12 protein-coding genes are annotated in these 12083 nt (G+C 52.3%); all 12 read left to right on the top strand.

Annotated features, from left to right (window positions below):
• The coding region (locus CFLAV_RS15555; protein WP_007415722.1) for an RNA polymerase sigma factor at positions 1-649 on the top strand (649 nt) is incomplete at its 5' end.
• 136 nt (positions 650-785) lie between these two features.
• Positions 786-3404 carry a protein kinase domain-containing protein gene (locus CFLAV_RS15550; protein ID WP_160164592.1) on the top strand — a complete coding sequence of 873 codons (2619 nt, stop codon included), beginning with the start codon at positions 786-788 and terminating at the stop codon, positions 3402-3404.
• A 37-nt stretch (positions 3405-3441) separates the two neighbouring features.
• Positions 3442-5115, top strand: coding sequence for a serine hydrolase (locus tag CFLAV_RS15545; protein WP_007415720.1), 1674 nt, complete (start codon positions 3442-3444; stop codon positions 5113-5115).
• Positions 5116-5161: 46 nt separating this feature from the next.
• Positions 5162-6223, top strand: coding sequence for a zinc-binding dehydrogenase (locus CFLAV_RS15540; RefSeq protein ID WP_007415719.1), 1062 nt, complete (start codon positions 5162-5164; stop codon positions 6221-6223).
• 52 nt (positions 6224-6275) lie between these two features.
• On the top strand, positions 6276-6917 hold the full coding sequence (locus CFLAV_RS15535; RefSeq protein ID WP_160164591.1) for a hypothetical protein: 642 nt from the start codon (positions 6276-6278) through the stop codon (positions 6915-6917).
• A complete protein-coding gene (locus CFLAV_RS15530; protein ID WP_007415717.1) occupies positions 6914-7228 on the top strand; it encodes a winged helix-turn-helix domain-containing protein in 315 nt (104 codons plus the stop codon). Before CFLAV_RS15535 ends, CFLAV_RS15530 begins: the two co-directional genes overlap by 4 nt.
• A 67-nt stretch (positions 7229-7295) precedes the next feature.
• Positions 7296-8150 (top strand): 4-hydroxy-3-methylbut-2-enyl diphosphate reductase, encoded by an 855-nt coding sequence (gene ispH, locus CFLAV_RS15525; RefSeq protein ID WP_040549024.1) that lies wholly within the window; start codon positions 7296-7298, stop codon positions 8148-8150.
• Between the two features lie 40 nt (positions 8151-8190).
• Positions 8191-8985, top strand: coding sequence for a ferritin-like domain-containing protein (locus tag CFLAV_RS32420; RefSeq protein ID WP_007415715.1), 795 nt, complete (start codon positions 8191-8193; stop codon positions 8983-8985).
• A gap of 75 nt (positions 8986-9060) precedes the next feature.
• Positions 9061-9831, top strand: coding sequence for a hypothetical protein (locus CFLAV_RS32415; RefSeq protein ID WP_007415714.1), 771 nt, complete (start codon positions 9061-9063; stop codon positions 9829-9831).
• Positions 9828-10550, top strand: coding sequence for a hypothetical protein (locus tag CFLAV_RS32410; protein WP_007415713.1), 723 nt, complete (start codon positions 9828-9830; stop codon positions 10548-10550). The genes CFLAV_RS32415 and CFLAV_RS32410 overlap by 4 nt, the downstream gene beginning before the upstream one ends.
• Positions 10534-11274 (top strand): ferritin-like domain-containing protein, encoded by a 741-nt coding sequence (locus tag CFLAV_RS15505; RefSeq protein WP_007415712.1) that lies wholly within the window; start codon positions 10534-10536, stop codon positions 11272-11274. The genes CFLAV_RS32410 and CFLAV_RS15505 overlap by 17 nt, the downstream gene beginning before the upstream one ends.
• A 75-nt stretch (positions 11275-11349) precedes the next feature.
• Positions 11350-12060: a hypothetical protein gene (locus tag CFLAV_RS15500; RefSeq protein ID WP_007415711.1), complete on the top strand. Its 711-nt coding sequence runs from the start codon at positions 11350-11352 to the stop codon at positions 12058-12060.
• Positions 12061-12083 lie beyond the last annotated feature (23 nt).

Below are 12083 nucleotides of genomic sequence, written 5' to 3'. Positions count from 1 at the left end.
TTCAGCTAATGCGGCATTGGGGGAACTATGCCGGACCTACTGGTATCCACTCTATGGATTCATTCGCCGACAAGGGCGTACGCCGCAGGATGCGGAGGATTTGACACAGGCGTTCCTCGCCCGGTTGCTGGAAAAAAACTTCGTTGCCGCTGCCAGCCAGGAAAAGGGAAAGTTTCGCACCTTTCTGCTCACCGCTCTCAAGCGTTTCATGGCCAATGAATGGGATCGTGAGCACGCAAAAAAACGGGGAGGCTTTCAAACAGCTGTTGACATCGACCAGGCGATGGCCGAAGCGCGTTTCCATTCAGAACTGGCTCATGACTTGCAGCCAGATACTTTGTTTGAGCGGCAGTGGGCGATGACGTTACTGGAACGAGTCGTGGCGCAACTTCAAGAGGAGTACACAACCACCGGACGCACCAAGCTGTTCGTGCATTTGAGAAATACTCTGGTCATGGACGAGGCTGCCCAGCCTTATGCCAGGATTGCCGTCGAACTCAACCTGACCGAAGCCGCTGTGAAAACGGCCGTTCATCGGCTGCGCGGTCGTTACCGGGAGCTTCTGCGAATCGAAATCAGCAAGACGGTGGTTTCGCCAGAGGACATTGAACCGGAGCTGCGACATCTCTTCTCGATTTTCAGCCGGTGAAAAATAGTTTCATTTTCTGCGTTACCTTTTGTCTCGTTTGCTTAAGGAGGTATGGAACGAGATCATGAGTGAGAGCGTGAACATAGACTTGCCAGAGTGCAAATGCCCAGGTTGCGGCATGGAGTTGCCGGGGCAAATGGCATCCACATTCTGTCCGAAATGCCTGTTAAAAGCGGGCTTGGGCACGCAATTCGACATCGAACCCGAAGAATCAACTGTAGCTCCGCGGTCGTCCAAATCCTCAAAAGGGCTGCCCCAACCGGGCGAACTGTTTGGTCATTATCAAATGATCCGATTGCTTGGGCAGGGTGGCATGGGAGTGGTCTATGAAGCTGAAGATTTGGAAAGCGGTCGAAGGATTGCGCTGAAAATATTGGGGCAAGCTCTCGATTCCCCGGATGCGCGAAAGCGGTTTTTGCGTGAAGGACAACTGGCGGCTTCGATCAATCATCCGAATAGTGTTTACGTTTTTGGAACGGAAGAGATTGGTGGAACGCCGGTGATTGCGATGGAATTGATGGTCGGGGGAACATTGCAAGATCGACTAATCAAGGATGGTCCTTTGTCGGTGGCGCAAGCGGTGGACAGCGTGTTGCAAATTATCGCCGGGCTGGAGGCGGCCCGGAAAGTGGGAATTCTGCACCGCGATATCAAGCCATCGAACTGTTTTATAGATAGCGATGGAACTGTGAAGATTGGAGACTTCGGGCTCTCCATCAGCACGGTCGTGCGCACCGAATCGAATGTAACCGAAGCTGCTGCACTGTTCGGAACCCCTGCGTATTCTTCCCCGGAGCAATTGCGTGGGGATGAATTAAGCGTGCGCTCGGATATCTACTCCGTTGGGGTGATGCTGTATCAATTGCTGACTGGTCGAATGCCCTTTGAAGCAGCCAATGTAGTGCAACTGCTGGCCACTGTGCTGGAGCGTCGGGCTGAATCGCCTGCGAAATGGCGACCAGAAATTCCAAAAGGACTGGGGCGTGTGGTGCTGCGTTGTCTGGAGAAGGATGCTGGAGACCGCTTCGCAAGTTATGACAAATTGCGTGAGGCACTGTTGCCGTATGGCTCCAGTGCTCCGGGGCTCGCCACGCCGGGAGTACGTTTTCTGGCAGGTTGCATTGATGTATCCCTGCCGATACCGTTTTGTTCCTTTGGCGCACAGTTTTTCGAATCTCGTAGCTGGCTCCTCGTTTCCACCCTGACTTTCTGGACAATTATTCTGAGCTATTACTGCTTGTTCGAAGGCATTCTCGGCGCCGGTGCTGGCAAGGCTTTGTTCGGTTTGAGAACGGTTAATCGGGTCGGGAATCCGCCGGGATTGATGCGAGCGTTTTTACGCGCAGTGATTTTCGTTGGCGTCTCCATGGTTGGCATCGATGTAGTCGGAGTGCTGGTGTCTGATCACATTGGCAACAAAGTGATTGAAGGGTTGATTGCGATATGCGTTTACTTTGTGCTTTTGGCGCTTACATTCGTTCCTGCTCGCAAGAGCAATGGCTTTCTCGGACTTCATGACTTTGGTAGCCGAACTCGCGTCATGCTGAAAAGCTCCATGGTAACAAGACCGGGATTGCCGTCCAAAGACGAACAAACTCCGAACACCGAGACCTCCGTGCGCATCGGCCCTTATCATGTGCTCGGCAAAGTCGGCGAAACCGATGGTGGCGAGATATTGTTGGGCTATGATGCCCGGCTCCTGCGAAAAGTATGGATACGCAAGCTGCCGTTGGGCACTCCTTCTTTAGGCGGAGAAGTGCGAAACCGGGCTCGAGCAGGGCGACTCCGCTGGTTGAATGACAAACGAACCGAGGTCGAAGCCTGGGATGCTTACGAGGCCTTGTCGGGTCGGCCATTGAGTAACTTGCTTAGCGAGCAGCAGAGCTGGGAGCGGGTACGCTTTTGGCTTCTGGACTTGGCGGAGGAACTACACGCTGCACAAAAGAGCGATTCCATTCCAGTGATGAAACTGGATCACTTGTGGATCACGGATGATGGTCACGCCAAGCTGCTTGATTTTCCTGCTCCGGGTGCGGTCCTGGCAATTTCTGCTTCAGAGGAAAATCCGCCAGTGAGCCCACCTGCCAGTCATGAATTTTTGTATGTGGTGGCAGCATCGGCTCTGTGCGGGCCTGCGCTTGGCATGCGGGAAGCGAAACGGATGAGTGTTGCCTTGCCGATTGCCCTGCACGCGAGAAACCTGCTTGAGAAAATAAGGAGAGAAATATCTCCGCAAGAGGTGGCGAATCAGCTCAGACCTTTGCTGGGCAAAATCGCAACAATCTCGCGTGCGCGCCGTCTGGCTCTGATCATGGGCGGGCTTTGGTTTCCTATTTTTCTTCCACTCTCGCTGGTTTTCATGAAAGACGAGGACGGTTCTTCGCTGGCCCATATGGAGATGCTTTGGTTTGTAAGACTTTTTTGGAAGTATGCGATTTCAGTTGTTGTAGTCCCGTGTCTGATCTCTGCATTGCTCTTCCGTGGAGGGGCCTTGATGCATGGGCTCGGAATTGTGCTGGTGACAAAAGATGGCAAACTTGCATCACGAGGCAGAGTGCTGTGGCGAAACCTGCTGGCCTGGCTGCCCTTGATGCTGTTGCCAAGATTGGCGGTACTGCTTGGACTCCTCATTGGCCTGGAACAAGCGACGTCTGTTTTATTGCCCTTGCTTGCCATACTGACGATTGTCTCCTCAATTCTTCCCGGACGCAGCCTGCAAGATCGTCTGGCGGGAACTTTCCCTGTGCCCAGGTAACATTTCAATTTAATCAACATTCAACTCGTAAAAATCTATGTTAAAGAGCAACCTTATAGCCTCCCTCCTCCTATTGATTGCGACCATTGGTCGCGCGCAGCCAGCCGAACCGACGCCGGCAGAAATAAAGCAAATGCTGCAGGAACGCGTCGATGCCACCGGGAAGGGTGTGGGCATCGTGCTTGGCCTTATTGACGAAAGCGGAACGAAGATCATCCAGTGCGGTGAGATGGGCCGCACCAACCAAACCTTGAACGGCGACACACTTTTTGAAATTGGTTCCGTCTCCAAAGTTCTTACAGCTTCCTTGCTGGCAGACATGGTGCAACGGGGCGAAGTGAAATTGGATGATCCTGTTTCCAAGTATCTGCCGACCTCAGTTCATATGCCGACTCGTAACGGTAAGGAGATTACGTTGCTGGATTTGGCGACCCAATCCTCCGGCCTGCCACGCCTGCCGGATAATCTGGAATCTGCCGACGAGAGGAATCCCTATGTAGACTATACCGTGGACCAGCTTTATGAGTTTCTTTCTGACTACAATCTCAAAAGAGATATTGGAGTAAAATACGAGTACTCCAATCTGGGCGTGGGCTTGCTGGGGCATGTGTTGGCGTTGAAGGCGGGCACTAATTACGAGGCGCTGGTGAAGGAACGCGTTTGCCGGCCTTTAGGCATGACCAACACGGTGGTTATGATTACGCCGGAATTGAAAGCGCGGTTGGCCATTCCGCACAATGAGTCAGGCCGTCCGGTTTCAAACTGGGATATCGTTACGCTTGCAGGGGCAGGGGGACTGAGATCCACTGTGAATGACATGTTGAAATTCCTTTCAGCGAACATGGGAGTCCTGCAGTCCCCGCTGACTACAGCGATGGACCTGGCTCAGGAAGCCCACCGCCCAGCCGGTGGGCCAAACATGAAGATTGGCCTCTGCTGGCATATCAACCTGCGGCATGGCACGGAACTCGTGTGGCACAACGGCGAGACGGGTGGCTATCACTCCTTTATCGGCTTCGATAAAAAGAGCAAGCGAGGCGTTGTCATCCTGTCGAATTCAGCCAATGACATCGACGACATCGGATTTCATTTACTGAACCCGAAGTTCAACCTGGCCAAGGTCGAGGTAAAGAAACCTCGCAACACCATTGCCTTGAGCGCGGATGCCTTAGTCAACTATGTGGGCGTTTACCGGCTGAATCCGGCTGTCGTGTTCAATGTGCGCAACAATGGAGATCAGTTGCTGGTTCAGCTCACAGGACAATCTTATCTGGAAGTTTATCCGGAATCGGAAAGTGAGTTTTTCTACGAGGCGGTGGATGCGCAGTTGACCTTCAACAAGGATAAGCAAGGTAGGATAACCAGCCTGGTGCTCCATCAAAACGGATTCGACCAGAAGGCCAAAAAGATTTCTGATCAGCCGCTCAAGCAGCGGGTGGCGGTTAAATTAGACCCGAAAACGTACGATGACTATGTTGGAAAATATGAATTGGGGCTTTTTGCAGAGTTCACGATCAAGCGCTCAGGGAACAATTTGTTGGCCAAGTTGACGGGGCAATCCTTCCTCGGGATTTTCCCGCAAAGTGCAACGGAGTTCTTTTATAAGGAGGTGGAAGCACAATTGACCTTTGAAAAGGATGCGAATGGGAAAGTTACCGCCCTGATTCTTCATCAAAACGGAATTGATCAGAAGGCAAAGAAGGTTCAATAGCAGTGCATCACTTGCAGAATGGCTGCTTCCGGTGTTGAATGGATACATGGAAGCATTTCAACTGATCGCTCATGGCGCGCCGGGGAAATTCGAGTTGCGTGAAGTGCCTGAGCCGAAGCCTGCGCCTGACGAGGTGTTGGTGCAGGTGCAATCGTGTGGATTGAATCACCTGGATCTCTGGCTGGAGGAGGGAGCGTTGCCGGTCCCGGTTGCGCTTCCTCGCACGCCAGGGGGCGAAATTGCAGGGAGAATTTTGGAGATTGGTGCTTCGGTTGAGGATTGGAAGCCGGGAGACAGGGTCGCGGTGCAATCCAATCTTTTTTGTGGTGAATGCGAATTCTGTAGAAAAGGCGAAGAGTCGCTCTGCTTGAAGGGGGAGCTTCTCGGTGTGCAACGTGATGGAGGTTTTGCTGAGAAGGTAGTTGTCCCAGTGCGTGCGCTGGTGCGTTTGCCGGAGAGTGCTGATTTCGATGCTTCTGCGGCATTGACACTGGCCGGCAGCACGGCCATGCACATGTTGACCAATCGAACAGCGGTCCATCCCAATGATTGGGTGCTGGTCATGGGAGCCTCCAGCGGAGTCGGTTCCGCAGCAATCCAAATCGCGAAAGGTTTGGGTGCTCGTGTCGTGACCACTGCATCCACTGAAGCAAAGCGTGTTCTCGGAAAGCAATTGGGCGCCGATCACGTTGTGGATTCCAACGATCCGAACTGGCCAGCCGAGGTGCGGAAGATTACGGAAAAGCGCGGCGTGGATGTCGCGGTGGAACACATCGGTGGTGAGGTGTTGCCGAAGGTCTTTGAGTGTCTGGCGCGTGGTGGCACAGTGGTAACCTGCGGCGCCACGGCGGGACGAGATGTCACAATTAATTTATGGCCGTTCTTCGTAAAGCAACAACGACTGATTGGTAGTTATGGACGAAACAAGGCAGACATTGAGGCCACGTTGAAATGGGTTGCCGCCGGAAAGCTCATACCGGTCATCGACAGCATCTACCCGCTGGATGAAACCGATGATGCCTTTGCTCATCTCCGCTCTCGCAATGTGTTGGGCAAGGTTTTGATAGAACCCTACGAACCAATCTCACGGGCCGGAGCGATGGCCTAGACATTTAAGTTCAGAATTCCTGCTGTAAAAACTTGCTTGACAATTACACTTTGTGATACAAAGTGAAGGCATGGAAACCAACTGGGCCGCGCAGAACCTTCAAGCGATACGCACCTTGATGGAGCGCTCCGCCATCTATCGGCGCGCCCTGGCTCCAGTGATGACTTTCACCGGTTTGGTGGGGGTGGTGGCTGCCGTAGTGGGTTGGTATTTAAATATTGAGAGCGCCAAGGCTTTTGCCGCTTACTGGATGACTGTCAGTTTGATTGCAGTTGGAGGCGATTACATCCTCGTGCGCGGGCAATCATTGAAGGATAGGGAACCATTTTGGTCGCCACCGACGCGGCGGGTGACACAAGCCATGATGCCGGCTTTGTTTGTGGGAATGATGGCCGGAGTCATTTGTTTACTTTGGGTGGAAAATGCTGAAATCCCGGTATTGCTTCCGATACTTTGGATGTTGCTTTATGGCTGTGCCATTCATGCGGCCGGCTTCTTTATGCCACGTGGTATCAGGCTTTTCGCATGGGGTTTTATAATACTTGGCTGCGTCCTCCTCGTCAGCCTGAGATTTGCGGATATACAGATGCCGATCAAGTTGGGGCATGCCGAAATGGGGCTGTTCTTCGGAGTATTTCAACTGGCCTATGGAGTCTATCTCTACTTCACGGAACAGAGGAAGAATGAAACGTGAGCGTGAATCCAGAACCATTTCTCAACCTGGATCGTGTCATACACGAGAAGGGTCGCCTGGCAATTATGTCTCTGCTGGCCGCCTCGCCAGAGCTCTCATTTACGGATCTGCGCAACTCTTTGAACATGACCGACGGGAACGTAACCACGCACATTCGTACTTTGCAGGAAGCGGGTTATATATCGGTCGCAAAAACTTTTCAGAAAAATCGGCCGCTCACCACCTGTTCGTTGACTCCTGCCGGCAGAAAAGCTTTCACCACGTACATCAATTTGCTGGAGGAGATTGTCCAGCAAACCAAACTTAAATAATTTTTTGTTGAACGAAAATGAAACTCGCATGGTCTTTAACTTTGTATCACAAAGTGATATTTGTCTTATGAATATTATTCGAGCTGAACATATGGGCATGTGCTTTGGTGTGCGAGATGCCATTACGCTTGCCACGAAGGAAACTGCGTCCACACCGCTTACCATTCTCGGTGATTTGGTCCATAATGAAACCGTGCTTTCCAATCTCCGGGCACACGGAATTAAATTTGAGCAGGAAATTGAGGCGGTTACAACGGACTCCGTCATGATTACGGCCCATGGCGCTTCGGAAAAGTCGATCAACGAAATCAAAGCCAGAGGATTGAAGGTCCTGGAAGCAACCTGCCCATTGGTACACTTTGCGCATCGCTCGGTGGCCGAGTTGGCGAGGGACGGTTATCATCCGGTGATTATTGGCAAGCGCGACCATGTGGAAGTGCGCGGTCTCACGGGGGACTTGAAGGCGTTCGACGTTGTTCTGAGCGAAGCCGATATCGAGAATCTACAGGAGCGTGCCCGTTTTGGAATTGCGGCACAGACAACGCAACCGATTGAAAAAGTGCAGCGACTCGTCGGCATCGTCAGAAAGAAATTTCCCAATTCAGAAGTTCGATTTGTAGACACCGTGTGCCGTCCGACGAAACAACGCCAATTTGCAGCAGTTGAACTCGCACAAAAAAGTGACGTGGTAGTGGTGGTCGGCGGGGCGCATAGCAACAACACGCACGAACTGGTGAAAACATGTGGGCGATATTGTCCCCGGGTTCATCACGTGCAGTTCGCGAACGATTTGCGAAGCGAGTGGTTTGAGAATGCCGGGATAGTGGGAATTACAGCGGGAACTTCAACGCCTGACAGCACCATTAATGAGGTGGAACAGGCTCTGCGCCAGTTGGCCGACAACGTATGTAACAGAAACTAGCGGAGCAGAATTAAAATGAAATCAATCAGGAGGATGCACCATGAACCATGCCAAATGGATCGCGTATTTTGAACGTAACCGCCTGGATCGCCTGGAGCCTGACTGGTCGGCTCCGGTATCGATTTCAGAGAGGACGTTTGGTCTTTTCTTAAAATCAATCGAACAGTTTCGTTTGGGTGATGGCGGAGGACCTGCGTCATTGATCGCTTTTGACGCGGAACGGTTTCGCAGCAGTACAGAGCAGATGCGAAAGATCGTAGATTTGTGGTTTGCCGAGGAGGCAGAGCATGCGCGATTGCTTGGCTGCGCCGTGGAGCGTTTGGGAGGGCGGGCCATCAATTCGCATTGGAGCTTCACTGCTTTCTGCTGGTGCCGGCGTGCTCTCGGAGTGCGATTCGAGCTGCAGGTCCTATTGCTCACCGAGCTTGTGAGCACTGCTTATTACCGGGTGTTGCGCGCTCATTCTCCTGATATTCCGGTGGCGCAAATGTGCACACTCATTTTGAGAGATGAAGCAGGGCATGTTGCGTTTCATCGCGATCGGTTGGCAGATTCTCGACAACATGTGAAGGGGGGCAGTAACGCGCTTTGGAGGACGCAATTTTGCGTGCTTGGGCTTGCGGCAGCGACGATGCTTTGGGTGAATCATGGTCCTTGCCTTACAGCGATTGGTGGGTCGCGAGTGGAGTATTTTCGCGAAGTGCGGCAGCAACTGAGGCACTTTATCGTATCACTTTATCAACTCATCAAAGGGGCGAAGAAGGAATTCTCTTTTGCCAGGCGAGGTAATCCTCATGTTGGCAAAGGGGCGATAACTGGATTGAAGTCCACGTAAAGCAGTGATGCGTCAAACGCAAGCGGCAGAAACGAATTCTGTGATTAATACGGGTTAAGTCGAACGAGGAGAATTATGAGGGAGAGAAAACGTTGGGTGACGGTGGTGTTATATGCCATGGCAATGGCATGGGTGGAATCGGCGGTTGCGTTCTATTTGAGAACGATGATGGCTCAAATGGACCCGTATCATCCTTATCCTGTGCATCTGGCCAAAGGCATAGGTCACGCAGAACTGGTTCGCGAAGCGGCAACGATGGTGATGCTCTTAACCGTGGGTTGGCTGGCGGCTAAGAACTGGCGTTCGCGCGTGGCTTACATGTTTATCGCCTTCGGTGTGTGGGATATTTTCTATTACATTTTTCTCAAGGTAATAAGTGGGTGGCCACACTCGATATTCAATTGGGATTTGTTGTTTTTAATTCCTTTACCATGGTGGGGACCCGTGCTGGCACCCTGCTGCATCGCAACGCTGATGATCCTCGGGGGAACGCTGGTCACGCAATTCAGCCGGGCAGGGGTTCGCCTTTGGCCTGGAGGGCTGACCTGGATTATCAGCTTTGGCGGTGCAGCAGTGGCGCTTTACGTTTTCATGGCCGATACTATTCGCGTGGCACCTCAAGGAGGCGAAGCCGCGCGGAATGTCCTTCCAAACAGTTTTAACTGGCCTTTGTTCCTGGCCGCACTGGTTTTAATGGCGACACCGGTTTTGGAAATAGCTCGCAATGTGTGGAAGCGGAGGTTGGTTTTATGGCAAAACCCGGAAGGTGCTGGCAGAAATGGCCCGGTAGGAGTATCCATAACTAGAGCAGGGAGAGGCTCAATCAATCGAGGAGAACAGTCATGAAACAAGGAACACGGTGGTTAACGGTGGTTGTGTTTGGAATCGCCATGGCTTGGATGGAATCGGCGGTGGTTTTCTATCTCCGCACCTTGTCTGATCGCATCGAACCCTTTCAGAATGATCCTTTGCCGGCGGTTGCCGGGCTTGCCTTGGTGGAGGTGGTTCGGGAAGCAGCGACATTAATCATGCTCTTCACGATGGGGATGCTGGCAGGTCGTACGTGGCGGAGTCGATGGGGGTATGCGGCCATAGCTTTCGGCGTGTGGGATATTTTTTATTATGTTTTTCTAAAGGTGATTACCGGCTGGCCGCATGCGCTGACGGATTGGGATATTCTCTTCCTGCTGCCATTGCCCTGGTGGGGCCCGGTCATTGCGCCCGTCCTGATCGCATTGTTAATGATTATTTGGGGAACCTTGGCCACTCAGTGGGAACACCGGCTGGATTGTCCGTTTCGAACTGAATGGAAGGCATGGGTGTTAAACTTTGCAGGGATGCTGCTGGCCTTATACGTATTCATGGAGGACGCCATTCGAGTGGCCGGCAAGGGGGAGGATGCATTGCGTGCCATGTTGCCAACCTCGTTTGATTGGTCCTTGTTTCTAATTGCTTTGGTACTGATGTCAGCGCCGGTGCTCGGCCTGATTTACAGGATCTGGCGCACGAATCCATCTGTGAACTCACACTCACTAAAGGAGCAATCGAATGAAGAACTGGCTTAGATACTTTGATTACAATCGCGTTCATCGCCGGGAGGTTCCCTGGAATAAAGGAGTGAATGTCGCGACTCGATTACGCGGACCGTTGATACATTCGTTGCAGCGATTTCAGGTTGGCGAATCTGGCGAGGGCCGCCATCTTCGCAAACAAGCGGCGACCACCAACGATTCGGTCTATATGGAAAGTATCGATCTTTTCATCAAGGAAGAGCAGGAGCATGCGCGCTTGATGGCAGAGGTGCTTAAACTTCTGGATGCACCCTTGATTGGGCATCATTGGAGCGACACCTGCTTTATCCTGCTGCGTCGGCTTTTCGGATTGAACCAGGAACTGCTTGTGCTGCTGATGCCAGAGATGATTGCCAAGCGTTACTTCCGCGCGGTGCGTGACGGTGTTGATGACCCGGTAGTGCGTGCGGTCTGTGCGCAGATTGTACACGACGAAGAAGGGCATGTGGCTTTCCATATGGAATTTTTACAAGGCGCGTTTGTGGACCTTTCAATTCCGTCCCGACTGGCGTTGCGAACTGTCTGGAGAATCCTATTCAGAGCCTCATGCATGGTGGTATTGTGGGACCACCGGAAGATTTTGCGTGAAGCGGGTGTTTCGACTGCACAATTTTGGTGGGACTGCGGGCTTATTTTTGATGAGGTGGCAGCGGGCATATTCAGCTATGCACCAACCCGGGCCTTTGTCAGGCCGGCGGCACTCGTTGAGGCAGAATGAACGTGGAGAATGATTTGATGTCCATCTTATGAAGCTGCATCAAACTCCAATGGGGGAAAAGCATCCTAAATTCCAATGACAGCCCGCTCGAACATTTTGAACCCGAATCAGATCGGCGTTGTGCTGCGAGGTGAGCCCACATTGATGAGTGAGTGGGTTCAGACATGGAGTTTGAGGCGAACGACCCTGCATGTGTTCACAATCTTCATCGGAGCCGGTCTATATGGTGCTGCCATGGGTTGCTGGCGCGATCCCTGGCAGGGGTTGTACGTCGCCATCAAGTTTCCATTGATTATTCTCCTAACCACGCTCGGCAACGGATTGATCAACGGAATGTTTGCGCCCTTGCTCGGTTTGAACCTGGGCTTTCGCCAATCCATGCAGGCTGTCCTCATCAGTTTCACCATCGCAGCAACCATTTTAGGATCCTTCAGCCCGCTGGTATTCTTCCTGGTGTGGAATGCTCCGGCGATGTCTGCCCATGTCGCCGGCGCTTATAGCTTTATTCAGCTGACGCATGTCATAATTATCGCTTTCGCCGGGATAACGGCGAACGTGAGGTTGGTTCAACTGCTGCAACGCCTTAGTGGAAGTATCGCGGTGAGTCGCCGTGTGCTTTTTACCTGGCTGACGGTGAATCTTTTCCTGGGCAGCCAGCTCTGCTGGATTCTAAGGCCATTTATTGGTTCGCCAGGTTTGCCGGTGGAATTCCTGCGACCGGATGCTTTCAAGGGCAATTTTTTTGAAAGCGTTTTTCGATCCGTCCAATATTTGCTTTTTTCCTGACCAAACAACCACAGCCAGACAAA

Source organism: Pedosphaera parvula Ellin514, assembly GCF_000172555.1.
Lineage (GTDB): Bacteria > Verrucomicrobiota > Verrucomicrobiia > Limisphaerales > Pedosphaeraceae > Pedosphaera.
This window is presented reverse-complemented; position numbering and strand designations above follow the sequence as displayed.